Genomic DNA, 23,818 nt, shown 5'->3' on the forward strand with positions numbered 1-23,818 from the left:
CTGCACCGGCCGGGATGCGCATCCCGGCCGGTGCATCCAGTAAACCACACTTCTTCCACACAAGCCCGAGGATGACGACGGAGAGGGAGCGGTCGAGGATCGGGATAAAGACCGGCATGAGCGGGCGCGGGCGGTCAATCCGCCCGCGCCTGCCCGTCAACGGCTCAGAACGCCGCCGTCATCGGATCGGGGCCGATGCGCCGGCCGTCCTTTTCGAGGGTTGCGAAGGTCGCCATGTCCTCGTCGTCGAGCCTGAAGTCGAAGACCTTGAAATTTTCCTCGATGCGCGACGGCGTCACCGACTTCGGGATGACCACCAGCCCGTTGTCGATATGCCAGCGGGTGATGACCTGCGCGGGGGTACGGCCGTGTTTCGCAGCGACCTTGCCGACCACCGGGTTTTCGAGCAGCGTGCCCTGGCCGAGCGGGCTCCAGGACTGGGTGACGATGCGGTGCTTCTCGTGATAGGCGCGCGCCTCCTTCTGCGGGAAGTCGGGATGCAGCTCGATCTGGTTGATGACGGGGGTGACGCCGGTCTCCTCGATCAGGCGCTGCAGGTGCTCGGGATAGAAGTTCGACACGCCGATCGAGCGGGCACGGCCTTCCTTCTGGAGCTGGACGAAGGCCTTCCACGTGTCCACGTACTGGCCGCGGCTCGGCGCCGGCCAGTGGATGAGGTAGAGGTCGACATAATCCGTGCCGAGCCGCTTCAGGCTGGCCTCGAAGGCCTTCAGCGTCGTGTCGTAGCCCTGGTCGGAATTCCAGAGCTTCGTCGTGAGGAAGATCTCCGAACGGGGAACGCCGGAAGCGCGGATGCCCTCGCCGACGCCCGCCTCGTTCTCGTAGATCGCCGCCGTGTCGACATGGCGATAGCCGGCGGCAAGCGCCGCCTTGACCGCGGTCACGGCCGTATCGTTCGGGGTCTGCCAGACGCCGAGGCCGACCTGGGGAATGCTGTTGCCGTCGTGAAACAGGATTGTCGGTTGATCGCTCATCAGAATGTCTCCATGAAAAGGAATGGCGTGCTTGAACCCGGACGGGTTTCCCGTGGCGCCTTGAAGCCCGGCGACGGTCGAGGCTGATATAGGTTTGCCGTCCCGCCCTTTCAGCCCGGCTCCCGGCAAAATTCCTCAAAGAACGCGCACCACGGTGCCGCGGCGCATGTGCGGCAGGATGCGCAGCATGTCGCGCCGGGCGACGGCGATGCACCCGGCCGTCGGCTCGTAGCCCGGGCGGATGAGATGGAAGAAGATCGCCGAGCCGGCATTGCGCCTGCGCGACGTCACGTTCCAGTCGAGCACGAGGCAGATGTCGTAGAGCCCGTCCTTGCGCCGCATCTCCTCGTGGCTCGGCCGGAACGGCGCGCGCACGAGGCGGTTGTAGGAGGGGTGTCCCGGCTCGTCGCACCACAGCATAAAGGGCCGGATGCGCCGCATCGGCAGCGCGGTCTTCGGCAAGGCCACCCGGTCGGCGCGCAGAAAGCCGGACAGAAGCGGCATGGCGGCGATCGGCGTTCCGCCGTCGCCTTCCCGCTTGCGGCTCGTGCGCCCCGCACGGCCGATCGCCGCGGGGATGCGCAGCGGGCCGACCTGCACGATGGCGCGGCTCCTTCCGCCGGGCGCAGGGCGCACGAGGACCGTCTTCACGCAATGTTCAAGAGATGTGATCCGGCTCATATCCATCCGTCATATTCGCGCCATGCGGCAACTTGACTGGCTAAACCACGGGCGGGCTTGCCAAAAGCGCCAGTTCCCTTACTTTCCAGAGGAATGCCGAGAGGTAAAGCATGACATCCCGCACCATCCTTCTTGTCGATGACGACAACGACCTGCGCGAGACGCTCGTCGAGCAGCTCTCGCTCTACGAGGAATTCTCGACGCTCGAGGAAACGACCGCCGGCAAGGGCATCCAGACGGCGCGCAACAACCAGATCGACCTCCTCATCATGGATGTCGGCCTGCCGGACATGGACGGGCGCGAGGCGGTGAAGCTCCTGCGCAAGGGCGGCTTCAAGGCGCCGATCATCATGCTGACCGGCCACGACACCGATTCGGACACGATCCTCGGCCTTGAAGCCGGCGCCAACGACTACGTGACGAAGCCCTTCCGCTTCGCCGTGCTGCTCGCGCGCATCCGCGCCCAGCTTCGCCAGCACGAAAGCAGCGAGGACGCGACCTTCACCGTCGGCCCCTATACGTTCAAGCCCGGCCAGAAGCTGCTGACCATGGAGAACGGCCAGAAGATCCGCCTGACCGAGAAGGAGGCGGCGATCATCCGCTACCTCTATCGCGCCGACCAGAAAGTGGTGACGCGCGACGTGCTTCTGGAAGAGGTCTGGGGCTACAATTCGGGCGTGACGACCCACACGCTAGAGACGCATGTCTACCGTCTCAGGCAGAAGATCGAGCGGGACCCTTCCAATGCGGAGATTCTCGTGACAGAGAACGGCGGCTACAAGATAGTCCCGTGATTCAGTGAGGAGCGCCCGACGTGGCTCTCAGCGACGACATCGCCCTTCTTTCAAAGGTGCCGCTCTTTGCCGGCCTTGCCGACGACAAGCTGCGGCTGATGGCCTTCGGCGCCGAGCGCCGGCGGCTCGTCGAAGGACAGACGCTGTTTCGCGAGGGCACTTCGGCCGATTGCGGCTTCGTCGTCGCCCACGGCTCGTTCCAGCTGACCTCGACGCAGCGGGACGGTTCGACGCGCGACGAGGGCGTGGCGGAGCCGGGCACACTGCTCTCCGAGCTTGCGATGATTTCCGCCGTCGAGCGCAAGTACACGGCGGTCGCGCTGGAGGACAGCGAGGTCATCCGCATCAACCGCCCCCTCTTCCGGCGCATGCTGGAGGAATATCCGGACGTCGCGCTCATCGTCGATGCCCGCATCCGCGAGAACCTTGCGGCGATGATCCATCAGATGCGCGGCCTTGCGGGCCGCTTCGCCTGAAGACGCTCAGAAATCGAACTCGGCGATGACCGGCACATGGTCGGACGGCCGCTCCCAGCCGCGCGCCTCGCGGATCACGGAGATATTGGCAAGGTGCGGTTCGAGGTCGGCGGAGGACCAGATATGGTCGAGGCGCCGGCCCTTGTCGGCGGCCTGCCAGTCGGCCGAGCGGTAGCTCCACCACGTATAGAGCTTTTGCTCCGCGGGCACCTTCCGGCGCATGAGGTCGACCCAGGCCCCCTTCGTCATGACGTCGATCAGGCCCTCGGTCTCGATCGGCGTGTGGCTGACGATCTTCAGGAGCTGCTTGTGCGACCAGACGTCATGCTCCAGCGGCGCGATGTTGAGGTCGCCGACGAGGATGGAGGAGATGCCGGCTTCGGCTTCCGCATGCAGCAGCTTCATCTCCTCGATGAAATCGAGCTTGTGGCCGAACTTCGGATTGATCGTGCGGTCCGGCTCGTCGCCGCCGGCCGGCACATAGAAATTGTGCAGGCGGATCGACTTGTTCCGGTGATGGAAGAGCACCGAGACATGGCGCGCGTCGCCGACGCCGCAATAGTCGCGCCGTTCGACGATTTCGGTCAGCGGCAGGCGTGAGATGGTGGCGACGCCATGGTAGCCCTTCTGGCCGTGCATGACGATGTGTTCGTAGCCGAGCGCCTTCAGCGGCTTTGCGGGAAAGAGGTCGTTCGGGCACTTGGTCTCCTGCAGGCACAGGATATCCGGCGCGAAGGTCGTGAGGAAATGCTCGACGAGCGGCATGCGCAGCCGCACCGAGTTGATGTTCCATGTCGCGATCGAAAGTGCCATGCCTGTCCCCGAAAGTTCGTCCGGGGGCGTCTTAGAGCATTTTTCGGCCGGGTGGAATCACCTGGCGGCGCACGAATGCGCTGGAGACGGGGTCCGGGGCACGAGGCGCGGCGGCAAGACCGCTTTCGCGCCCGGCCCGATGCTACCGGTTGGAGCCGCCGCGGTTGCGGATCTCGTCGTAGGGGATCGCGAAGACCTTGTCGTCGAGCGCTACGCCGGTCTTGACGTTGAAGATCATGACGGACGTGTCCTTGCCCTGCGCGTCGGTGATCGTCCACTGGCGCAGGTCATAGGTCTTGGGGTCGAACATCATGGTGATGGTCGAATCGCCGAACATGCTCTTGTCGCCGAGCACGATCGTCGTCAGGTCCGCCTCCTCCTTCACGTCGCGCACCATCTTGGCCGAAAGGTCGATCCTGTTGCCGAGCAGCAGGTTGAGCGGCGTCTTGGAGAGCGGGTAGATGTCCCAGGTCTTGAGCTTGCGGTTGCCGATGACGACCGACTTGCCGTCGGCGATCACGCGCATCGGCGAGGGATCCTCGTAGTTGAAGCGGATCTTGCCCGGCCGGTCGATGTAGAACTTGCCGCCGGTCTGCTCGCCGCGCGGGCCGAACTGCACGAACTCGCCCATCATGGTCTTCACGGACGAGAAGTGGTCGGCGATCTTCTGCGCCGTTCCGCCGGCCTGGGCGGAAGCGTCCGCGGGGAAAAGCCCCGAAAGGCCGGCTGCGAGCGTGAAGGCCAGAAGGCAGGTGAAGCCGCGGCGAGTGAGCGTTCCGGTCGCGCGGCCGTGTTCGGATCGGATCATGTCGGTCTCCTTCATGCGTCTGTCATGCGAGCCAAACGCGGCGCCATAATGGCACTGGCTCCTAACGCGAGACTTGCCGGTCGAAACGCCGCAGAAGGCCCCGCGTTCCCGGTCATCGTCCCGAAATTTCGTCTTCCGTCGGCACGAGGATCTCGCGCTTTCCGGCGTGGTTGGCCGGGCCGATCAGCCCTTCCTTTTCCATGCGCTCGATCAGCGAGGCGGCGCGGTTGTAGCCGATGCCGAGGCGGCGCTGGATGTAGGAGGTGGAGGCCTTGCCGTCGCGCAGCACCACGGCCACCGCCTGGTCGTAGGGATCGTCGGAATCCTCGAGGTTGGCCGTGCCGGCCGGGCCGCCGCCCGCATCGTCGTCCTCGTCGTCGTCCTCGGTGATCGCGTCGAGATATTGCGGCGCGCCCTGCGTCTTGAGGTGCGCGACGACGGCCTCCACCTCGTTGTCCGAGACGAAGGGGCCGTGCACGCGCTGGATGCGTCCGCCGCCGGCCATGTAGAGCATGTCGCCCATGCCGAGGAGCTGTTCGGCGCCCTGCTCGCCCAAGATGGTGCGGCTGTCGATCTTCGACGTCACCTGGAAGGAGATGCGCGTCGGGAAGTTCGCCTTGATCGTGCCGGTGATGACGTCGACGGAGGGACGCTGCGTCGCCATGATGACATGGATGCCGGCCGCGCGCGCCATCTGCGCGAGCCGCTGCACGGCACCCTCGATGTCCTTGCCGGCGACCATCATCAGGTCTGCCATCTCGTCGATGATGACGACGATGTAGGGCATCGGCTGCAGGTCGAATTCCTCCGTCTCGTAGATCGCCTCGCCCGTCTGGCGGTCGAAGCCGGTCTGCACGGTGCGGGTGATCGTCTCGCCCTTGGCAAGCGCCTGCTCGACGCGGCTGTTGAAGCCGTCGATGTTGCGCACGCCGATCTTCGACATCTTCTTGTAGCGCTCCTCCATCTCGCGCACCGTCCACTTGAGGGCGACGACCGCCTTCTTGGGATCGGTGACGACGGGGGAAAGCAGGTGCGGGATGCCGTCGTAGACGGAGAGCTCCAGCATCTTCGGGTCGATCATGATCAGGCGGCACTGTTCCGGCTTCAGGCGGTAGAGCAGCGACAGGATCATGGTGTTGATGGCGACGGACTTGCCCGAGCCGGTGGTGCCGGCGACGAGCAGGTGCGGCATCTTGGCGATGTCGGAAATGACCGGCTCGCCGCCGATCGTCTTGCCGAGCGCCATGGCGAGGCGGGCCTTCGACGTCTCGAAATCGCGGCTGGCGATGAGCTCGCGCAGGTAGACGGTCTCGCGGCCCTGGTTCGGCAGCTCGATGCCGATGGCGTTGCGGCCGGGCACGACCGCGACGCGCGCGGCGATCGCGCTCATCGAGCGGGCGATGTCGTCGGCAAGGCCGATGACGCGGGACGACTTGATGCCGGGCGCCGGCTCCAGCTCGTAGAGCGTGACGACCGGGCCGGGGCGCACATGGATGATCTCGCCCTTGACGCCGAAATCCTCCAGCACGCCTTCCAGCATGCGGGCGTTCTGTTCGAGCGCGTCGGCGGAAAGCGTCGCATCGCGCACCTGGCCTTTCGGCTCGGCGAGAAGGTGGATCGGCGGCAGCTGGAAACCGTCCGGACCGACGAAGGAGGTCTGCGCCTCCCGCTCGACGCGCTGGCCGGGCTTCGGCCGGGCGGCGGGCGGCACGACGCGCGCATTGGCCGCCGGCATCGCCGGACGGGACGGCGCGCGGCGCGGGGCCCAGTCGGCGGCGATGTCGTCGGCGTCGTCGTCCGGCAGGATGCCGCTCGGGCGCGCGAGCGGCTCATCGTCCATGTCGAAGGGCAGGTCGTCGTCGAGCGTGATCGATGGGGCGGAGACGGCCCGGCGGCCTTCCATCGAGGGCTCGACGCGCTCGCCCGCACGGCCGGAGGCGCGGGCGCGCACGGGTTCATTCAGCGTGCCGAACTCGTCCTCGTTGAAGTCGTAGGGCTGCTCGATGCCGCGGGCCCTGCGGCGCTGGCTCGAGAGGCCGAAGATGCGGCGCACGCGCGCCTGGCCGGTATACCAGGCATGGGTCATGGCGCCGGCAAGAACGGTCAGCGGACCTTCCCGCTCGTCGTCCTCCTCGTCCTCCCCGGAAACGGCGCGGGCGCGGCTCGGCGTCGGCACGGGCGCGAAATCCTCCTCGTCGTCGATCGCCACGGTGCCGATGAGGCCGGCGCTGAAGACCATCAGCCAGGCGGCCGGCACGGCGATGATGCAGCCGAGGACCGTTGCGAACATGCCGGTGGGATACGCGCCGGTGAAGAGCGCGGGAAAGCGCAGGATCATGTCGCCGAAGACGCCGCCGAGGCCGGTCGGCAGCGGCCAGGTCACCGGGCCGGGCACGCAGGCGAGCGCGGCCGAGGCGAGGATCGCGCCGCCGAGCCAGGCGGCCGCGCGCTGCGGCACGCGATTGAAGCGCCGGCCGCTGATCATCGCGAGGCCCCAGGCGACGACCGGCAGGAGCGCGATCACGCTCGCCAGGCCGAAGAACTGCATAAAGAGATCGGCGAAGACCGCGCCGGGATAGCCGAGGATGTTGGCCGGCTCGCCGCTGGAGGCATAGGAGAGGCTGGGGTCCGAGACATTCCAGGTGGAGAGCGCGGCGATGGCGAGCGCAAGGCCCGCGAAGATGCAGAGCCCGACGAGGATCTGCAGCTGTCGCCAGACGAATGCCGACAGAACGAAGCGGTCGTGACGGTTGTCCAGTCCTGCCGAAATGCTTCTGCTCATTGGTTAGCCTGTGTCCACTCCAGGAAAATCGCGGGCGGTCCGCGTGATTCGCGGATGCGCCTGACTGTGAACCCTACGAAGGAAGCCTTAATGGCGTGTTAACCATGCGCGCCGCGCCGTGGTTTCCGGCAAGATGGACGAAAAAGGCCCGGACCGAGGTCCGGGCGAGGAGCGGCATAGTGTCCTATGGCCGCGACGGGACTGTGAGCGGCGGCCCGCCGGCCGCCGCGATCCGCTCAGGAATGGTAGGCCGCTTCGCCGTGGGACGAGAGGTCGAGGCCCTCGCGCTCGGCTTCGACGGTGACGCGCAGGCCCACGATCAGGTCGACCACCTTGTAAAGGATCGCCGAGACGACGCCGCACCAGACGATGGTGATGAGGACGGCGATGATCTGGGTGTAGACCTGCGAGGCGATGGAGAAGTCCTCGCCGCCGGTGCCGCCGAGCGAGGGGGCCGCCAGGATGCCGGTGCCGACCGCGCCGATGATGCCGCCGATGCCGTGGACGCCGAAGACGTCCGCCGTGTCGTCGTAGCCGAACTTGTTCTTCACCGTGGAGACGAAGAAGTAGCAGACCGGAGCGGCGACGAGGCCGAGGACGATCGCACCCATCGGGCCGACGGAGCCGGCGGCCGGCGTGACGGCGACGAGGCCGGCGATCATGCCCGAGGCCGCGCCGAGCATCGAGGCCTTGCCGCGGGTGAAGGTTTCGGCGAGCGACCAGGAGACGATCGCCCCGGCGGTCGCAAGGAACGTATTGACGGTTGCGAGCACCGCGCCGCCGGACGCTTCGAGGTTCGAGCCGGCGTTGAAGCCGAACCAGCCGAACCACAGCATGGCGGCACCGACGAGCGTGAGCGTCATCGAGTGGGGCGCCATCATGTCCTTGCCGAAGCCGGTGCGCTTGCCGACCATGATCGCGCCGACGAGGCCCGCCACGCCCGCATTGATGTGCACCACCGTGCCGCCGGCGAAGTCGAGGGCGCCCATGCCGAAGATCAGGCCGTTGGCATCCCAGACCATATGGGCGACCGGGAAGTAGACGAAGGTCGCCCACAGCACGCAGAAGAGCACGGCGGCCGAGAACTTGATGCGCTCGGCGAAGGCGCCGACGATCAGCGCCGGCGTGATGGCGGCGAAGGTCATCTGGAACACGATGAAGATGTATTCCGGAATGACGACGCCGTCGGTGAAGGTGGCGGCCGTGCTGTCCACCGTCACGCCGGAGAGGAAGAGCTTGGCGAAGCCGCCGAAATAGGCGCTCGTCGAACCGCCGAAGGCGAAGGAATAACCGTAGACGACCCAGACGATCATCATGGTCGCGCCGATCACCGTGCACTGCATGAGAACCGACAGCATGTTCTTGGCGCGCACCAGGCCGCCGTAGAACAGGCCGAGGCCGGGGATCAGCATGAACAGGACGAGGAGGGTCGTGACGTACATGAAGACCGTGTCGGCCTTGTCCGGCACCGGCGCGGCGGCGGCTGCTTCGGTGGCCGCGGGCGCGGCTTCCTGCGCGAAGGCGACGGCCGGCGCAAGCGCGCCCGCCGTGGCTGCGGCCACGCGGGAGAAGGTATGCGAAAGCTTGAATGACGACATGTTGAAAATGCTCCTGATAGGCCGTTTGCTTAGAGCGCTTCGGAATCGGTTTCGCCGGTGCGGATGCGCACGGCATGGTCGATGGAGTAGACGAAGATCTTGCCGTCCCCGATCTGGCCGGTCTTGGCGGCGGAGGCGATCGCATCGACCGCCGTATCGACGAGGTCGCTCGGCACGGCGATCTCGATCTTCAGTTTCGGCAGGAAGCTGACGGCATATTCGGTGCCGCGGTAGATTTCCGTGTGCCCCTTCTGGCGCCCGTAGCCCTTCACTTCCGTCACGGTCAGGCCCTGGATGCCAACCGCGGTAAGGGCTTCTCGCACCTCATCGAGCTTGAACGGCTTGATAATGGCCATCACAATTTTCATCTGGTTTCCCATCCTTCGTGCTTGTCCCCCAGCCGGGGCCATCTCTCCTTGCCGTTGGCAACATCATGTCCACAACGACCGGAGCTACACATTCAAGGGGCGTGCCAGATTCGAACTGGTTGTCTAAACTATTGAAATTAAATGGATAAAAATAGCACCCCTGCTTCGGCGCAAAAAATCACCACCGCAGATGTTCAAAAAATAGGCGCAAACGGAATATTGGGCAAAATTTAGTCAGTTGCCTTTTTCCGAATCAGCCCCTCCTGCGCCACCGAGGCAATCAGGGTGCCCGAGCGGGTGAAAATCGCGCCACGCGTCATCCCGCGCCCGCCGAAGGCCGACGGGCTGTCCTGGCTGTAGAGCAGCCAGTCGTCGACGGCCGGCGGGCGATGGAACCACATGGCATGGTCGAGGCTCGCCACCTGCAGCGAGCGGTCGAGCACCGAGGTGCCGTGCGCGAAGAGCGAGGTGTCGAGCAGCGTCATGTCGGAAAGGTAGGCGAGCACCGCGGCCTGGAGGTGGCGTTCGGCCGGCACCGGGCCCGTGGTGCGCATCCATACGTTCTGGCTGGGCTCCAGCTTCTGCCGCGAGAAATAATGGGTCAGCGAGACGGGGCGCAGCTCTATCGGCCGCGGACGCTCCCAGTAGGCGCGGATATGGGCCGGGGCCTTGGCCATGAACTGGCCCTTCAGGTCCGCCTCGCCGAGCAGTTGTTCCGGCGGCGGCACGTCGGGCATCGGCGCCTGATGGTCGAAACCGTCCTCATCGTCCTGGAAGGACGCCGTCATGAAGTAGATCGGCTTGTCGTGCTGGATGGCGACGACGCGGCGCGTGGCGAAGGAACCGCCGTCGCGGATGTTCTCCACGTCGTAGATGATCGGCACGGAGGGATCGCCCGACCGCACGAAATAGGCGTGCAGCGAGTGCACGAAACGGCCTTGCTCCTCCACCGTCCGGCTGGCGGCGACGAGGGCCTGGCCGATCACCTGCCCGCCGAACACGCGCTGCCAGCCGACCTGCGGGCTCTTGCCGCGGAAAAGCCGCGTCTCCAGCCGTTCGAGATCGAGCGTTTCAAGGAGGGTATCCATGGCGGGGTTCCCGGCAATCTGGCGCGACATTTGGACGTGGCTCCCGAAAGTGTCCCAAGGTAGGAAAGCGGTTCCTCCTCCTCTATATAGACGGGAAGGAGACCTCAAGCGGCCAGGAGAACGCCATGACCGAAGCCCAGACGCCCGACGCGGCCATGCTCGACGTACTTGTCGCCGGCGGCGGTTATGTCGGCCTGTCGCTGGCCGTCGCCGTCAAGAAGGCGGCGCCGCACCTTGCCGTCGAGGTGGTGGACGGCGCTCCGGAGCACGTCTGGCAGAAGGACGAGCGCGCCTCGGCGATCGTGGCGGCGGCGCGCAACCTGCTCGGCGTCCTCGGCGTCTGGGACGAGATCACGCCCGAGGCCGAGCCCATCCGCCGCATGGTCATCACCGATTCGCGCACGGCCGATCCCGTGCGTCCCGTCTTCCTGACCTTCGAGGGCACGGGCTCCGGCGACGACGGCCAGCCCTTCGCCCATATGGTGCCGAACCGCGCCATGACCGGCAGCCTGCTGCGCCAGGCGGAAACTTTGGGCATTCCCGTGCGCTGGGCGACCTCGGCGGAGGGTTTTTCCACCGGCCAGCATGCGACGGCGGTGCGCCTTTCCGACGGCTCCGGGCGCCGGGCCCGCCTGCTCGTCGCCTGCGACGGCGTGCGCTCGAGGCTGCGCGACATGGCCGGCATCAAGACCGTGCGCTTCGACTACGGCCAGTCCGGCATCGTCACCACCGTGGAGCACGAGCGCCCGCACGACGGCACGGCGGAGGAGCATTTCCTGCCGGCCGGCCCCTTCGCCACGCTGCCGCTCACCGGCAACCGCTCCTCGCTCGTCTGGACCGAACGCACGGAGGACGCCCGCCGCCTCGTCGAGAGCGACGACCTCGTCTTCGAGGAGGAGCTGGAGCGCCGCTTCGGCCACAAGCTGGGCGCCTTGAAGGTCGTCGGCGGCCGCCGCGCCTTCCCGCTCGGCCTCACGCTCGCCCGCGCCTTCGTCGCCCCGCGCTTCGCGCTGGCGGGCGATGCCGCGCACGGCATCCATCCGATTTCCGGCCAGGGCCTCAATCTCGGCTTCAAGGACGTGGCGGCGCTTGCCGAAACGATCGTCGAGGCCGACCGCCTCGGCCTCGACATCGGCGCCATATCCGTCCTGGAGCGCTACGAGATGTGGCGCCGCTTCGATACGGTCCGCATGGGCATCACAACCGACGTGCTGAACCGCCTCTTCTCCAACGACGTGACGCCGCTGCGCGTGCTGCGCGATGTCGGCCTCGGCGTCGTCGACCGGCTGCCGGGCCTCAAGTCCTTCTTCATCCGCCAGGCCGAAGGCACCGCCGGCGGCGGCCATCCGCGCATGCTGGTCGGGCAGAGGATCTAGGTCTCCACGGCGTCGCAGGTTGTCTCTTCAAAAGCGGCTCAGGATCATGCGCAGTTCCGCCTGGTTGCGCGCCCCTGTCTTCTGGAAGATCATCTTTAGCCGCTGCCGGCCGTTTTCATAGCTGATCCCGACGGCCTTGCACGCCTGCTGAAGCGGCAGGCCCGCCGCGAACGACTGGCAAAGCAACGCCTCGCGTGGCGTCAGGTCGTACATCGCGCAGAGAAGCTCAAGGTTCGGCCGCGACGCCGTCTGGTGCGGGTCCGTTACCTGGACGAGTATTTGCGGATGGACCGGCAGCAAGCCGTGGATGGTGACGTCGGGCAGGCGGCAAAGAGAGACGATCGCCGCCCCTGTCCTCCACCTGAGCGCCAGCCTGTGACGGGATCGGGCCGCTCCACCGACGAGCATCCTGCAGGAATGGCGGAACCGGTCGTTGAAGACAGGATCGTGAAACCGTATGCGGTCCCGCTGGCAGCGCAGTATCTTGCTGCGTTCGAATTCTGCGATCGCAGCGGTGTTGGCATTCTTCAGGCGCATCGTCTCGTCGATGACGAACGCGATCCCCTCTTCGCGGTCGATCAAGGCAGCCAGGGCGTTCTGGTGTTCCGCCAGGCTGCGAATCCGCTGCTTGATCGAAACGGCTTCGTCGAGCACCGGCCGTACCCTGGTCATCACATATTCGAGCTCCCGGTCATAGGTTTCCGCAAGGCGCGTCGAATAGTGTGTCGGCAAGTAGAGCAGTTCCTCCGACAAGGAGCGGATTTTTATCCCCACGGCCGCATCGTAGTCGCCGACTTTCCTCATCCAGTCGTTGTAGAACTCGCTGTTGCGGTAGAGCGACGCCGGTTCGTCCCGCTCCGACACGATGATGGCGCCGCTCGGAGACTTCGACCAGAAGTCTTGCCAGGGATTTCGCAGGCTATAATGGGTCAGGAAATTGTTGAAATCCTCTTCCTCGATTCCGTCCGACACGACGAACCCGAATCCGGGATTCAGGACGTTCTGGTTGAGGATTGCGGCATAGGAGCCGGGAAACGACCGGGTGACGGCCTTGCAAACGTCCTTCCACTCCGTTTGTCCCCAGGTCGCCCGCCGGATTTCCTCGGAAAGCTCGGATACAATCGCCCTCAGTTCCCGCTCGTCGCGCATCGCGATAAGTCTCTCAGAATGTCCGGTTTACCCCAACGATGAAATTGTGAGCGGTATAACTCTTGATTGCAACATTCGATTTGTTGTCGATAAACTCGTAGCCGATACTCGGCGAAATGCCCCAGAACTCCAGTTTCTCGTGGGAGATGCTTATCGAGGCGGTCAGGCGGCCGTCCTGCCTGGGCTGACCCGTCAGGGGATAGTCGCCCCGGAAATTCTGCCAACGGTATTGCACGCTCAGGTTCGTCGTGAGGCCCGCCATCCGGCTCCAGGTGTTCGACAGGCCGAAGCCAAGGGAATAGGCGTCGGAATCGAGGTAATCCCTCTTTGTCTTCTCCTTCTCGTAGGAGAACTTGAAAGTGCCGTCGGCGCTGGCGGACAAGGGAAAACCGACAACGCCCTGGAAGGCATATTTGTGGCCGTCCCTGAAGTCGTCTTCGAAATAGTCTTGCCGGAGCAGCTTCGCCTGCATGGCCAAGGATATGTCGTGGTCGAAATTTCGGCGATAGAATCCGCCGATGCCGTAACGAAGGGCATAGGCGTCGTAGCCGCTGAGTTGATATTCCACCAAAGGCCCCGCGCCGAAGCGCGCGGAGTCGAACTGGATCTGGACTTCGGGTGAGGCGATGAAGGTCAGTTCGTCCCGATCGCGCGATTGCAGGCTCTTCGCCAGATGAACGGCGCCTTTGCCCAGGATGTCGACGTTCTCGCCAAGCTGGTGGAGATAATAGACCGAAGCGGTCGCCGTCACGTTGACGCCCTCACGGGCCTTTGCGTCGTCGCTGAGCTCGAACGACAGGCCGCCGACATCGACCGTATCCGTGGACGCTCCGTTATTGACGTTGCTCGAGGGAACGGCGCCAACCGATATGCTGAGCCCGTAGGGCTTGTTGACCGCATTGTATTCGTCGACCAGCGCTTCGTAGGCCGCGCGCATGGAGCGATCCTTCACCAACGGCTTGTTGCGCTCGATCTGGAACAGTGCGGCACGATATTTCTTCTGCCCCCACAGGGCGTTGATGAGGGCGTGGCGGATATCGGGCTCCGCCGGATAGCGTGCCGCAAGGCGGCGGGCCCGATCTTCCGCCGCGCGAAAGCGTCCCGCCGACAGCATCTCGCATACGCGCACGTAATCGGGCAGCCAGGCAAGCCGCCTGTTTTCCCCGGCGATTCGCCTGGCCAGCCCGTCGGCCATGGCGAAATCCTTCCGCAGAACGAGCAGGTTGACCATATCCACCGGCGCCAACGACATCGCCCGCGCAACCGACACCGGCGCGCCGGACAGGGCAAACAGGATCGCCAGTATGGTGACAAGGCTTGATTTCGACATCGAGCTTTCGTCCATCTCAGCAGGAGCGGAATGCCCGGCCCCGAGGGGGGGGGGGGGCCGGGACAACGCTTCCGAGCGTGCGTCGGGCCCGGCTACTTGTCGCCGAACATCGTGCCGGTCATGACGTGGTCCTCACTCGATCCGGCGACGATGACGCCCACGGATTCTGCGTTCCTGCCGTAGAAACGGCCTTCGCCGCCGACCTCCATCTGGCCGATGTTCTGGCTCGCAAGCTCCGCCTCGGCCGCGGCGTTGGCCTTGAGATCGTCGATTTCAAAGCCGTTCTGGGTGAGCGTGCTGTCGAAGGAGACCTTCACGCCGGCGCCAGAAATGTCGTCCGTCGTCGTGGTGTCGTCCGCGAGGCGAACCCGGCGCCGCTCCAGCAACGCCTCGCCGCTGACCGTTCCGGCATCGAAATTCGCCGAGATGGCCGAATCGCCCGAGTATCTTATCTGCTGGACGTCGGACGTCCCGTATGTCGATTCCTTCGCGTAGATATCGAAGCGAGACTGCCCGTTATAGGTGGCGGTGCCCGATGTCGGCATGTCGCTCGGATTCGTTTCCACGCCGGCGATCATGAAGCCTTCGACGGTGGAATCGGCTTCGCCGGGTTCGACGCCGCCCGCATTGTTGCCCTGCATGCGCACGCCGAATCCCAACGGAACCATCACGCGGGTCGGGGAGGCCAGGTCGCCTTTGGTGTCGCCGGTCAACGAATAGAGAGAGGCCAGGAACCTCAAGTCGCCGTCCGAGTTCGTAGCCGATTTGTCGTAATAGCCGCCCTCGGGATCGCTGACGTAGTCAGCGTCGGTGAGCGTAAACTCGGCGTCGCCATATTTGAAGACGTAGCCGGCCCCGGATTTCGCAAGCTCGACCTTCCGGGTGTCGTCGAGCGTGTAGGTGTCCGGCTCTCCAGCGGTATCGTCGCCGAAGGCCTGCCGGATAGCCTTGGTTTTCGATTCCAGCGAGGCGCCTTCTTCGGCATAGGCGGCCGCCATGCTGTTCCGGGCGTCGGTCGCATAGGTCGGCGTATAGAGCTTCGTCACCTCTGGGCCGGAATCGGATCCTGTCGCCGATTCCGTTGATTTACAGCCGACCAGGGCGGCGGACATCAGCAGTACGGCAAATGCACTCCGATTTCCGGCGTGCCATTGCAGGATGCTCGCCGCCCCATGCGCCGTGCGTCTCGAATTCATGATCGTCATCTGTTGCTCCCATCTCCGCATCGCCAAGGCCGCGGGCGCTCTGCCGCGTCCGGGTTGGTCCATCTCGGCGATTCAAAAGGGAAATTAAGGATTCGCAGACCGTACGCGTCTCCCAAATGGGAGAGGCGAGCATGATAATGGGGGCGTTGCAGGGTCTCGCAGGCGGGGAGCCGCGTATCGTTCCGACGAATGGATGCGCAAACGATGTCCTAGTCCTTGATTTCCCTCGCTTCCGAGACGAGCATGATCGGAATCCCGTCGCGGATCGGGTAGGCGAGCTTGGCTTTTTCGGAGATCAGTTCGCCGGCCTTCGCGTCATAGGTCAGCCGCCCCTTGGTCAGCGGGCAGACGAGGAGTTCGAGCAGCTTGGGATCGACCCTGACGTCCATCGGCCGATCCTATTGCAGCCGCGTGTCGACGTCGCCGTAGCCGCGCGCCAGCACGATCTCGGTAATGGCGATCAGCGTTTCCGCGCGCGTCTTGAGGTCGGGGGCTTCCAGCAGCGCCTGCTTTTCCGCCGGCCCGTAGGGCGACATCATCGCCATGGAATTGACGAGCGTCGTGTTGCTCGCCCGCTCCACGCTCTCCCAGTCCGCCTCCAGCTTGTTGGCATCGAGATAGGCGCGGAAGGCCGCGAGCAGCGCCTCCCGGTCAACGCTCTGCTCGTCGTCGCTCGCGGTGAGGTCGGTGATGAAGGGGGCGATGCGGAAGCTGCGGTAGGATTTGCCGCTCCGCACCTCTTCCAGCAGCCGGTAACGGCAGACGCCGGTGAGCGAGGCGATATAGCGCCCGTCGCCGGTTTCGGCGAAGGAGGTGATGCGGCCGATGCAGCCGACCTGGCAGAGCGCCGGTATGTCGGTCGCCGGATCGTCCGTTCGCTGCTCGCCGAAAACGGGCTGCACCATGCCGATCAGCCGGTGCGAGGCGAGCGCGTCGTCGAACATGGAGAGATAACGCGGCTCGAAGATGTTGAGCGGCAGCTGCCCGCCGGGCAGGAGCAGCGCGCCCGTCAGGGGAAAGACGGGGATGGCCTCGGGCAGGTCCTCCGGCTTCAGATAACGCGCATTTCCCACATGCATGGCATCGCCTTCCCATTCCGCGGCGCGGCGAAACGTCTCCCCGCCCTCGTCATCGCGCCTCCCCCGAATGTGGGGTAGGCGCGGCTTTTCTCAAGGGATGCGGCGGCCCCGCGAGGAAAAAAGCCTCAGGAAAACAGGATCGACGACAGCTTGCGGCGGGCGGCGATCGTCGCGGGATCCTTCGGTCCCCAGACCTCGAAGAACTGCAGGAGCTCGCGGCGGGCGCCGTCGTCCTCGAAGGCGCGGTCGCGTTTCATGATGTAGAGGAGGTGATCGGCCGCCGCCTGGCGGTCGCCCTCCACGTTGCGGATCTTCGCGAGCTTCAGCCGCGCGGCATGGTCGTCCGGGTCGAGCGCCAGCGCCTGTTCCAGGGCCGCCGGATCGCCGAGCTTGCGGGCCTCCTCGATCTGGTCGAGCTTCTTGACGACCGCCGCGACGGCCGGATCGGCGGCGACCTTCTCCGGCAGGTTGCCGAGCGCCTGGCGGGCGTTCTGCGGCTGGCCGGCGGCGATCATGCATTCGGCGATGCCGGCGAGCGCCGGGGCATTCTCGGGGTCGGCCTGGAGCAGCGCGCCGTAGAGGTCGGCCGCGCCGGCAAGGTCGCCCGCGTCGAACAATTCCTTCGCCTCGGCGAGCAGCGCCTCGATCTCGGCCTTCTCGTCCGCGCCGGCGGGACCTGCGATCTTGTCGATGAACTGGCGCACCTGGCTTTCCGGAACGGCACCCATGAAGCCGTCCACCGGGCGGCCGCCGACAAAGGCGACGACGGCGGGGATGGACTGGATGCCGAGCTGTCCGGGAATGGAGGGATGGTCGTCGATGTTGAGCTTGACGAGCTTCACCCGGCCGGCGCTCTCGCGCACGACCTTCTCGATGATCGGCTGGAGCTGCTTGCAGGGACCGCACCAGGGCGCCCAGAAGTCCACGAGGACGGGCTGCTGGCGCGAGGCCTCGAGCACGTCGCGCGAAAAGTTCGCCGTCGTCGTGTCCTTGATGAGGTCGTCCGCCGGTGCCGCGCCGCCATAGTTCGCCGAAACGTTCATCTGCCCGCCATAGGACGATGCGTAAGGGTTGTCGCCTGCACTCATGGTCTCTCCTGTGGCGCCGGGAGCGCCTTGTCCTGCTTCGCCTGCGCCGTCAAACCGTCTGCCGTTCGATCGCCTTCAAATCGTATGTCAGGACGTGACTTTCAAGACAAGCGGCTCGTGCCCCGTCGCCTCGATGAAGCGCAGGAGATCCTTCGAGCCGATCGAGGTGGTCGCGTCGTTGCGCAGCGGGTGGCAATTGATCGTATCGTATTCCATCAGGTCCTTGTCGACGATGATCTTCACCCTGCGTCCCACGTCGTTGATCACGCCGAAGGCGGTGACGGCGCCCGGAATGACGCCGAGATACTCCATCAGCTTCTCCGGCTTGCCGAAGGAGACGCGGCCGGCCGCGCCGATGAGCGTATGCACGGTCTTCAGGTCCACCGTCGCTTGTTCCTCGACGGTCATCAGGAAATAATTGTCCTTCTTGTCCTTGACGAAAAGGTTCTTCGTATGGCCGCCGGGAATCTCGTCGCGCAGGGCGACGGACTCGGCGACGGTGAAGACCGGCGCGTGCTCCTTCGTGCTGTGGGCGATGCCGAGGGCATCGAGGAACTGGAAGAGGTCCTTGTCGGTCTTCGGCGTATCGGTCATTCTCGTCTTCCCGGCATGAATTGCTCCTGTCTGCTGATAGGGCCTCGGCCATCCGGGTGCAACCGCCCGAAAATCCGGCGCCTCGAAAGTCGCCGGGATTTTTTCTCCAGAATCCGGAATTTCCCTGTTGCATTTGAAAAAGGCTTGGGCCATATAGCGCCCGTCGCCGCAACGCAGCGACCTTCGGCCACCACTACCCCCGGCCGTCGACGATGAGCGGGTGTAGCTCAGGGGTAGAGCACAACCTTGCCAAGGTTGGGGTCGGGCGTTCGAATCGCCTCACCCGCTCCAGCGACCTCCATGTTTCAAAGCCTCGGTTCGCCGGGGCTTTTGTGTTTTCCGGCGCGGTTGAAATCGCGGGACGCGGAAGCGGCTCAAGAGGGCGCGGTCACCATCGGGTAACGCGTGGTAACGAGGCGCGGATGCGGCAAAGCGTGAAATCGTGAGCCGTGGACGCCAATGAGAAGCGGATCAATTTCGCTTCTACCAACAAGGGACGCCCTTCTAAGCGTTCATGAATGGCGACACTCGACCCCATCACGGTCGAAACCGCGGCGATGTCGTTTCACCAAAAGTGGACATTGTGGGTGTCGCAGAACCCAGCTTTGCAAAAGTCGATGAAGATCTATCACTATAATTCGGATTTTCGCAGTATCGCTGCACATGCCGAAGACCGGATGAGAGCTACTCGAACGGATCTGCATTTGTGAGTAATTCGGAATCAGCTTGGGAGGGGTGGGGCAGTGTCCATAATATCTGCAAGTATCTTTAGCGAGGATAATAGCTCCTCATGATGGTTTGCCGGGTTGTACATAAGGCATTTCAGGTTGCGGTTAGCACGAAGCGACTTGACCATGTCAGGTGCTATCCGTGACGGTGTGACAAGGTAGTGAGGCCGTGAATTGGGAAAATTGAACCGCTGGTTCTCAAGCAACAGAGCAAGATCCGGATCAGATATACCACAGCCAATCAACAAGAACGTGTGAGACAGCAAGCATGCGTCAAGCACGTCATAAAATGCCGCGTGTGCAACTCGTGCTTTGGCATAATCGTGATTTGAGAAAACCAGCTCATTGGGGTGATCAATGGAGCCATGCACCTTAATTATATGTGTTCGATCTTCACGAAGAAAATTATGCACGTCTGGGTCGGAGAAACGTTTTACAGTGACTAGCCCACCCGTCTCCGCAGTTACGAAGTTCTCAAAGATCTGGTCAAAATTAGGCGTCATGTATATGCGCTGGTCTAATTTGAATATGACTTTATGTATCTCCGCTGGCACGTACGCTGGCGTAACAAAACATTCTCTAAGGAAGGGTTCCCAGTCCTCTTCCATCTTCGCCTTTAGCCATTCGCACGCATGTAGGAGATCGTTTGCATTGAGGGCTTTCTTGATATGGGCTGTGCCTTTCGCGCCTATTCGTTCAAGGCCAGCTTGAAGAAATTCTGTCCAAAGTGGTGGTCGGGTTATCCCATCCTTGCCCACCGAATTTTTAGAGACACCGCTGCCGATAAAGACGACAACGCGCCGCGATTGGAGGTCGAGTTTTAATTGATTTGGCCAATCAATCATCGAGCGATCCCTACTCGATTGAGGATTTCCTCAGCGACTACTCCAAAAGTATCCTTCGCTTCTTTGACCTTCGAGAAATGCGCTCCTCGGACACCATCACTGGCTTTCAGGCCGAATACTGGAGCCCTCGCTGTTTGCGACATCGGTATCAAGCTATGTAGATTAGGAATCTCGCCAAGCGAAAATACGTTGGTCAATGCTGGCGAAGGCGCGACTGAGGAAAGCTCTGAAGCGACAATTTCCTCGAATTGTTTCATAATCTTCTCATATGCGTTCACAGCACGCTTAGTACCAGAACCGTCCGTCTTTGCTATGTAATGTTGAGATGCGTAGCCTAGAAAGCCAAGCTTTCTTGCTAGGGCAGTGTCGACCTCATCAGGATCGTCAACATTTGCTACCCCGACCTCCCATTGTTTCCGCCACTTTGTTAACCACGCTGCGATGTTGTCGATTGCTTTGACACTGAATATGTCGATCGACATCGGTGCGAGAAAGAAGTCGCTGGCAAGCAGGACTGCTCGATTAATCGACCCCAATGAGGGGCCTACGTCGAAAAACACAATATCGTAATGCTCACAGCGCTTCATAAGCTCTGCAAACATCAGTGTCGTCCTCATGCCACGAGAGTCACCGCCGACAGCAGATCCCCAATCCTTCGCTAACAGGTCTTCGGTCAAGGCGAGCCTCGGATCGCCAGGCAAAACGTCAACTCCAAAGCGCGGGCTCAAAGTCACATTTAGATCCCGGCTGTAGCCTTTTCCTAGCGAGAGCGGGCGAATAATGTTATAAACGGTAAAAGAAGATGTTTCCTCGTAGAAGTAGGATAGCTTCTTGTCTTCAAACATGTATTGCGTAGCGTTGCACTGAGGATCGGCGTCTATTACAAGCACTTTAAGATTTCGTTGCACTGCAGCATAGGCGGCTACATTGCAAAGCAATGTAGTCTTCCCTACGCCACCCTTGTTATTAAAAAAAGCTATTGATATTGCCATGATTCTCATCCTGTACCACTTACGACAGTAAAGCCAAGATAGGGATAAAAAGCTAGGTATTTTCAGGCTATGTAGCCGAAATTAAGCTCAGTTTTTCGCGAAACTCCTGACCTTTGCCACGCACAGCTTTCCCCTTTAAAAATTTCATCGTAAGAATCAGTAGAAAAAATTAAAATTTCGCGACGTATTTTTGCTAAGGTGAATGATCACGTTGGGGCCAGAGTTTGCCACAGCCACCGCCCAGTTGACGGCCCGCTTTCGATTGTTGCTCTCCGAAAGCCGCCTTTCGGCTCCCCATCCCATCTCCGACATGTCCAGGTCGACGCAGCAATGACCGTTTTGAAGTGCCAAAAGCGGCCTTAGACGCTATCCTCCGCCTGCACTATTAAGTCGCACGCATCAACACCGATCGCACGGCACACGGCCACGAACTCTGCCGCATCAAGCCGGCGCTCTCGAAGCTCATACTTCGACACAAATGTCTGGCGTTGTCCCAGGCGCACGCCAACCTCCGTTTGGGTGAGCCCTGCGTCTTTTCGAGCTGCAATCAGCAGATCGATCATACGACGATAAAGATCGGAGCGAATCGAAGACAAAGGAAGCGCCAATTCAAGGACCAGCGCTTCAGTAAGACCCGATTTTGGACTACCCCAAATTAGGGTATTTGAGGGTACTGCACGCGCAATATGATTCGGAGGAGCGCGTGAAGGACCAGTACTTCGGGGACATCAACGATTACCGGAAGTATGCGCTGTTGCGCGCGCTGTCGTCGGGCGGCGCAAACTGCATCGGCGTATGTTGGATGCTGACGCCGTCAGATGGAAGATCAGACGGCAACAAGCTGGCCTATCTGCAGCAGCCCGAGCGTCATCGCCACGTCGATCCGGAACTGTTCGACATATTGACTCACGCGGGCGCCGAACCAGATGGCCGTCGTTTAGCGACGATAGAGGACAGCGGTGCCATTCCCGGCGCGTTCTGCCCCCGTCGCTGCGCCGGGCCTTGCCTAAAGGAATGCCGGCAAGAGCGTGCAGCGGTCTTGGGTCGGGAGCGGCAAACCTATGCGGCCCGGCGCTGCTGCACCGCGCCGGTTCGCCCGTCGCCGATGTGGAACTGCGAGAGGGCGGCCTGGAGCTGGGCGGCTTCGCTGGCGAGGACCTGGCTTGCGGCGGTGGCTTCCTCCACCATCGCGGCGTTCTGCTGGGTCATCTGGTCCATCTGGTTGACGGCGGTGTTGATTTCGCCGAGGGCAGCGGACTGTTCCTGCGCGGCGCGGGCGATCGAGACGACGTGGTCGTTGACGCGGTTCACGAGGTCCTTGATCTCCGAGAGCACATCGCCGGTCGACAGCACCAGCGAGACGCCGCCCTTCACTTCGCCGGCGGACGCGTTGATCAGCGCCTTGATCTCCTTGGCGGCATTGGCGGAGCGCTGGGCGAGCTCGCGCACCTCCTGGGCGACGACGGCAAAGCCGCGGCCGGCATCCCCCGCGCGCGCCGCCTCGACGCCGGCGTTGAGGGCGAGCAGGTTCGTCTGGAAGGCGATCTCGTCGATCACCGAGATGATCTGGCTGATCTTCTGCGAGGACTGCTCGATACGGCCCATCGCGTCGATGGCGTTCTGCACGATGTCGCCGGACTTCTCGGCACTTTCCTTCGCCTCGCCGACGATCTGCGAGGCCTCGATGGCACGGGCCGTGGAGGTCTTCACCGTGGTGGTGATCTCCTCCAGCGCAGCGGCGGTTTCCTCCAGCGAGGCCGCCTGCTGCTCGGTACGGTGGGCGAGCTGGTCGGCAGCGGCGGAAAGCTCGCGGGAATTGCCGGTGATCGTGCCGGCGGTGGAGAGGATGCCGGCCATCGTGCTGCGCAGCGTCAGCATGGCGCCGTTGACGTTCGCCTGGAGCTCGGCGAAATCGCCCTGGAAGTGGCCGCTCATCTCCTGCGTCAGGTCGGCATGGGAGAGCGAGGCGATCACGCGGCGCACCTCGCTGACGCCCCTGTCGACGTTCTCGACCAGCTCGTTGACGCTGGTGGCGAAGCGGCGGAGGTCCTCGTCCTCATAGGTCTTGGTGATGCGGCGCGAGAAGTCGCCGGCAGCGGCGGCGGCGACGATCGTGCTGATGTTCGATTGCAGGTCCCTGCTCTGGGCCTGCAGGGCGGCCTCCTGCGCCTCCATCTCGCGCATCTGCATCTCGTTGGCGCGGAAGACGTCGAGCGTGCGCGCCATGGCGCCGATCTCGTCCTTGCGCTCGGTGTAGGGGATGGCGTCGTCGAGCTTGCCGGCGGCAAGGTTGGACATCACGCTGGTCAGGCGCTGGATCGGGCGCACGATGCCGTTGCGGGCAAGGAACATGCTGAGCAGCATGCCCGCGACGATGCAGACGAAGGCGGTGGCGAGCAGTACGACCTGCGTCGTCGTCGAGCGGGAGATGGCGACGGCACGCGACCCCGAAAGCGTCTCGGCGGAATAGGTCGTGTATTCCTTGAGTGCGGCGGTGACGGCCTTCTGGCCTTCCAGCGCCTTGTCGAGCGCGGCGAGGATCGCGGCGCGGTCCCCGCCCTTCTGCGCGGCGACGGCGACCATGGCGCGGATGTCCTCGAAGTAGGGCGTCATGGCGGCGCGGACGCCGTCGAGCAGCTTTTCCTCGTTGGCATCGGCGGTCGAGGCGATCTTCGGCAGGCGGTCGAGCATTTCCTTGGCGCGCTTTTCCGTTTCGGCGGCAAAGTCCGCCGCCTTTTCCGGCGCCATGGCGAGCTGGTAGGTCATGCGGCTGATGGCGATGACGTCGATGCGCAGGTCCATGGCTTCGCGGGCCACCTCCTCGCGCGCGCCGGTATCGGACAGCGCCGCGCCGAGCGAGACGAGGCCGCGGCTGCCGACGGCGGCGATGGTGCCGGCGGCGATGCCCATCAGGAGAACGAGAAGGCCGACTTTCCGGGAAATGGAGAGATCCGAGATTTTCATGGGCAGGTCCCTCGGGCGACCGGCGCTGTCCTGGCGCGTTCAAGCCCGCACAACCCGGCATCATC

Annotated in this window: 23 protein-coding genes and 1 tRNA gene; 5 read left to right on the top strand and 19 right to left on the bottom strand. The window is 63.5% G+C overall.

Translation table 11 applies throughout. The features are described from left to right. Window positions 1-164: 164 nt before the first annotated feature. On the bottom strand, window positions 165-995 hold the full coding sequence (locus ACIIOY_RS25165) for an aldo/keto reductase (protein WP_411037420.1): 831 nt from the start codon (window positions 993-995) through the stop codon (window positions 165-167). A gap of 135 nt (window positions 996-1,130) precedes the next feature. Next, window positions 1,131-1,646, bottom strand: a complete 516-nt coding sequence (locus ACIIOY_RS25170; RefSeq protein ID WP_411037421.1) for a L,D-transpeptidase family protein — start codon at window positions 1,644-1,646, stop codon at window positions 1,131-1,133. Window positions 1,647-1,786: 140 nt separating this feature from the next. On the opposite strand from ACIIOY_RS25170, the gene ACIIOY_RS25175 reads away from it, so the two are divergent. After that, window positions 1,787-2,470 (top strand): response regulator transcription factor, encoded by a 684-nt coding sequence (locus ACIIOY_RS25175; RefSeq protein ID WP_411037422.1) that lies wholly within the window; start codon window positions 1,787-1,789, stop codon window positions 2,468-2,470. 20 nt (window positions 2,471-2,490) lie between these two features. Next, window positions 2,491-2,946, top strand: a complete 456-nt coding sequence (locus ACIIOY_RS25180; RefSeq protein ID WP_411037423.1) for a cyclic nucleotide-binding domain-containing protein — start codon at window positions 2,491-2,493, stop codon at window positions 2,944-2,946. A gap of 6 nt (window positions 2,947-2,952) precedes the next feature. Here the strand turns inward: ACIIOY_RS25180 and ACIIOY_RS25185 are convergent, their stop codons facing one another. The 6 genes from ACIIOY_RS25185 to tesB all read right to left on the bottom strand — a co-directional run bounded on the left by ACIIOY_RS25185 (window position 2,953) and on the right by tesB (window position 10,433). Further along, the gene (locus ACIIOY_RS25185) at window positions 2,953-3,759 is read right to left on the bottom strand and encodes an exodeoxyribonuclease III (protein WP_411037424.1); all 807 of its coding nucleotides are present in this window, start codon (window positions 3,757-3,759) and stop codon (window positions 2,953-2,955) included. A gap of 142 nt (window positions 3,760-3,901) precedes the next feature. Beyond that, complete coding sequence (locus ACIIOY_RS25190) at window positions 3,902-4,582, bottom strand: outer membrane lipoprotein carrier protein LolA (protein ID WP_411037425.1); 681 nt, start codon at window positions 4,580-4,582, stop codon at window positions 3,902-3,904. A 97-nt stretch (window positions 4,583-4,679) separates the two neighbouring features. Then, window positions 4,680-7,349, bottom strand: coding sequence for an FtsK/SpoIIIE family DNA translocase (locus ACIIOY_RS25195; RefSeq protein ID WP_411037426.1), 2,670 nt, complete (start codon window positions 7,347-7,349; stop codon window positions 4,680-4,682). A 236-nt stretch (window positions 7,350-7,585) separates the two neighbouring features. Beyond that, window positions 7,586-8,947, bottom strand: coding sequence for an ammonium transporter (locus tag ACIIOY_RS25200; RefSeq protein WP_411037427.1), 1,362 nt, complete (start codon window positions 8,945-8,947; stop codon window positions 7,586-7,588). A 29-nt stretch (window positions 8,948-8,976) separates the two neighbouring features. After that, window positions 8,977-9,327 carry a P-II family nitrogen regulator gene (locus tag ACIIOY_RS25205; RefSeq protein WP_411037428.1) on the bottom strand — a complete coding sequence of 117 codons (351 nt, stop codon included), beginning with the start codon at window positions 9,325-9,327 and terminating at the stop codon, window positions 8,977-8,979. Between the two features lie 218 nt (window positions 9,328-9,545). Then, window positions 9,546-10,433, bottom strand: coding sequence for an acyl-CoA thioesterase II (gene tesB, locus ACIIOY_RS25210; protein WP_411037429.1), 888 nt, complete (start codon window positions 10,431-10,433; stop codon window positions 9,546-9,548). Window positions 10,434-10,528: 95 nt separating this feature from the next. On the opposite strand from tesB, the gene ACIIOY_RS25215 reads away from it, so the two are divergent. Beyond that, window positions 10,529-11,779 (top strand): ubiquinone biosynthesis hydroxylase, encoded by a 1,251-nt coding sequence (locus tag ACIIOY_RS25215; protein ID WP_411037430.1) that lies wholly within the window; start codon window positions 10,529-10,531, stop codon window positions 11,777-11,779. A 27-nt stretch (window positions 11,780-11,806) separates the two neighbouring features. On the opposite strand, the gene ACIIOY_RS25220 is transcribed toward ACIIOY_RS25215, so the two are convergent. The 7 genes from ACIIOY_RS25220 to ACIIOY_RS25250 form a co-directional block, all read right to left on the bottom strand. Continuing rightward, entirely contained in the window at window positions 11,807-12,928 is a 1,122-nt protein-coding gene (locus ACIIOY_RS25220) for a helix-turn-helix transcriptional regulator (RefSeq protein WP_411037431.1), read from the bottom strand. Between the two features lie 13 nt (window positions 12,929-12,941). Then, entirely contained in the window at window positions 12,942-14,258 is a 1,317-nt protein-coding gene (locus ACIIOY_RS25225; RefSeq protein WP_411037432.1) for a surface lipoprotein assembly modifier, read from the bottom strand. Between the two features lie 92 nt (window positions 14,259-14,350). After that, complete coding sequence (locus ACIIOY_RS25230; RefSeq protein WP_411037433.1) at window positions 14,351-15,463, bottom strand: transferrin-binding protein-like solute binding protein; 1,113 nt, start codon at window positions 15,461-15,463, stop codon at window positions 14,351-14,353. A gap of 209 nt (window positions 15,464-15,672) precedes the next feature. Continuing rightward, a complete protein-coding gene (locus ACIIOY_RS25235) occupies window positions 15,673-15,852 on the bottom strand; it encodes a Trm112 family protein (protein ID WP_411037434.1) in 180 nt (59 codons plus the stop codon). A 9-nt stretch (window positions 15,853-15,861) separates the two neighbouring features. Further along, window positions 15,862-16,542: an LON peptidase substrate-binding domain-containing protein gene (locus ACIIOY_RS25240; RefSeq protein WP_411037435.1), complete on the bottom strand. Its 681-nt coding sequence runs from the start codon at window positions 16,540-16,542 to the stop codon at window positions 15,862-15,864. A 125-nt stretch (window positions 16,543-16,667) separates the two neighbouring features. Further along, the gene (gene trxA / locus ACIIOY_RS25245) at window positions 16,668-17,630 is read right to left on the bottom strand and encodes a thioredoxin (RefSeq protein ID WP_411037436.1); all 963 of its coding nucleotides are present in this window, start codon (window positions 17,628-17,630) and stop codon (window positions 16,668-16,670) included. Window positions 17,631-17,717: 87 nt separating this feature from the next. Next, window positions 17,718-18,224: a prolyl-tRNA synthetase associated domain-containing protein gene (locus tag ACIIOY_RS25250; RefSeq protein ID WP_411037437.1), complete on the bottom strand. Its 507-nt coding sequence runs from the start codon at window positions 18,222-18,224 to the stop codon at window positions 17,718-17,720. 216 nt (window positions 18,225-18,440) lie between these two features. On the opposite strand from ACIIOY_RS25250, the gene ACIIOY_RS25255 reads away from it, so the two are divergent. Continuing rightward, a tRNA-Gly gene (locus tag ACIIOY_RS25255) sits at window positions 18,441-18,515 on the top strand. A gap of 227 nt (window positions 18,516-18,742) precedes the next feature. Further along, a complete protein-coding gene (locus ACIIOY_RS25260; protein ID WP_411037438.1) occupies window positions 18,743-18,934 on the top strand; it encodes a hypothetical protein in 192 nt (63 codons plus the stop codon). 11 nt (window positions 18,935-18,945) lie between these two features. On the opposite strand, the gene ACIIOY_RS25265 is transcribed toward ACIIOY_RS25260, so the two are convergent. From ACIIOY_RS25265 to ACIIOY_RS25280, 4 genes are all read right to left on the bottom strand, one after another. Further along, window positions 18,946-19,797, bottom strand: a complete 852-nt coding sequence (locus tag ACIIOY_RS25265; protein WP_411037439.1) for an SIR2 family protein — start codon at window positions 19,795-19,797, stop codon at window positions 18,946-18,948. Continuing rightward, a complete protein-coding gene (locus tag ACIIOY_RS25270) occupies window positions 19,794-20,789 on the bottom strand; it encodes a ParA family protein (protein ID WP_411037440.1) in 996 nt (331 codons plus the stop codon). Before ACIIOY_RS25270 ends, ACIIOY_RS25265 begins: the two co-directional genes overlap by 4 nt. Window positions 20,790-21,148: 359 nt before the next feature. Then, entirely contained in the window at window positions 21,149-21,352 is a 204-nt protein-coding gene (locus tag ACIIOY_RS25275; protein WP_411037441.1) for a helix-turn-helix domain-containing protein, read from the bottom strand. A gap of 496 nt (window positions 21,353-21,848) precedes the next feature. After that, window positions 21,849-23,753 carry a methyl-accepting chemotaxis protein gene (locus ACIIOY_RS25280; protein WP_411037442.1) on the bottom strand — a complete coding sequence of 635 codons (1,905 nt, stop codon included), beginning with the start codon at window positions 23,751-23,753 and terminating at the stop codon, window positions 21,849-21,851. Between the last annotated feature and the right edge of the window lie 65 nt (window positions 23,754-23,818).

It is taken from the genome of Shinella agrisoli, assembly GCF_046557955.1.
Lineage (GTDB): Bacteria > Pseudomonadota > Alphaproteobacteria > Rhizobiales > Rhizobiaceae > Shinella.

Excerpts from the sequence above, each read along its gene's own strand:
- ACIIOY_RS25165 (WP_411037420.1), bottom strand. The coding sequence starts at position 995 with ATGAGCGATCAACCGACAATCCTGTTTCACGACGGCAACAGCATTCCC.
- ACIIOY_RS25175 (WP_411037422.1), top strand. The coding sequence starts at position 1,787 with ATGACATCCCGCACCATCCTTCTTGTCGATGACGACAACGACCTGCGC.
- ACIIOY_RS25185 (WP_411037424.1), bottom strand. The coding sequence starts at position 3,759 with ATGGCACTTTCGATCGCGACATGGAACATCAACTCGGTGCGGCTGCGC.
- ACIIOY_RS25190 (WP_411037425.1), bottom strand. The coding sequence starts at position 4,582 with ATGAAGGAGACCGACATGATCCGATCCGAACACGGCCGCGCGACCGGA.
- ACIIOY_RS25195 (WP_411037426.1), bottom strand. The coding sequence starts at position 7,349 with ATGAGCAGAAGCATTTCGGCAGGACTGGACAACCGTCACGACCGCTTC.
- ACIIOY_RS25200 (WP_411037427.1), bottom strand. The coding sequence starts at position 8,947 with ATGTCGTCATTCAAGCTTTCGCATACCTTCTCCCGCGTGGCCGCAGCC.
- ACIIOY_RS25205 (WP_411037428.1), bottom strand. The coding sequence starts at position 9,327 with ATGGGAAACCAGATGAAAATTGTGATGGCCATTATCAAGCCGTTCAAG.
- tesB (WP_411037429.1), bottom strand. The coding sequence starts at position 10,433 with ATGTCGCGCCAGATTGCCGGGAACCCCGCCATGGATACCCTCCTTGAA.
- ACIIOY_RS25215 (WP_411037430.1), top strand. The coding sequence starts at position 10,529 with ATGACCGAAGCCCAGACGCCCGACGCGGCCATGCTCGACGTACTTGTC.
- ACIIOY_RS25220 (WP_411037431.1), bottom strand. The coding sequence starts at position 12,928 with ATGCGCGACGAGCGGGAACTGAGGGCGATTGTATCCGAGCTTTCCGAG.
- ACIIOY_RS25225 (WP_411037432.1), bottom strand. The coding sequence starts at position 14,258 with ATGTCGAAATCAAGCCTTGTCACCATACTGGCGATCCTGTTTGCCCTG.
- ACIIOY_RS25230 (WP_411037433.1), bottom strand. The coding sequence starts at position 15,463 with ATGACGATCATGAATTCGAGACGCACGGCGCATGGGGCGGCGAGCATC.
- ACIIOY_RS25235 (WP_411037434.1), bottom strand. The coding sequence starts at position 15,852 with ATGGACGTCAGGGTCGATCCCAAGCTGCTCGAACTCCTCGTCTGCCCG.
- ACIIOY_RS25240 (WP_411037435.1), bottom strand. The coding sequence starts at position 16,542 with ATGCATGTGGGAAATGCGCGTTATCTGAAGCCGGAGGACCTGCCCGAG.
- trxA (WP_411037436.1), bottom strand. The coding sequence starts at position 17,630 with ATGAGTGCAGGCGACAACCCTTACGCATCGTCCTATGGCGGGCAGATG.
- ACIIOY_RS25250 (WP_411037437.1), bottom strand. The coding sequence starts at position 18,224 with ATGACCGATACGCCGAAGACCGACAAGGACCTCTTCCAGTTCCTCGAT.
- ACIIOY_RS25260 (WP_411037438.1), top strand. The coding sequence starts at position 18,743 with ATGGCGACACTCGACCCCATCACGGTCGAAACCGCGGCGATGTCGTTT.
- ACIIOY_RS25265 (WP_411037439.1), bottom strand. The coding sequence starts at position 19,797 with ATGATTGATTGGCCAAATCAATTAAAACTCGACCTCCAATCGCGGCGC.
- ACIIOY_RS25270 (WP_411037440.1), bottom strand. The coding sequence starts at position 20,789 with ATGGCAATATCAATAGCTTTTTTTAATAACAAGGGTGGCGTAGGGAAG.
- ACIIOY_RS25275 (WP_411037441.1), bottom strand. The coding sequence starts at position 21,352 with ATGATCGATCTGCTGATTGCAGCTCGAAAAGACGCAGGGCTCACCCAA.
- ACIIOY_RS25280 (WP_411037442.1), bottom strand. The coding sequence starts at position 23,753 with ATGAAAATCTCGGATCTCTCCATTTCCCGGAAAGTCGGCCTTCTCGTT.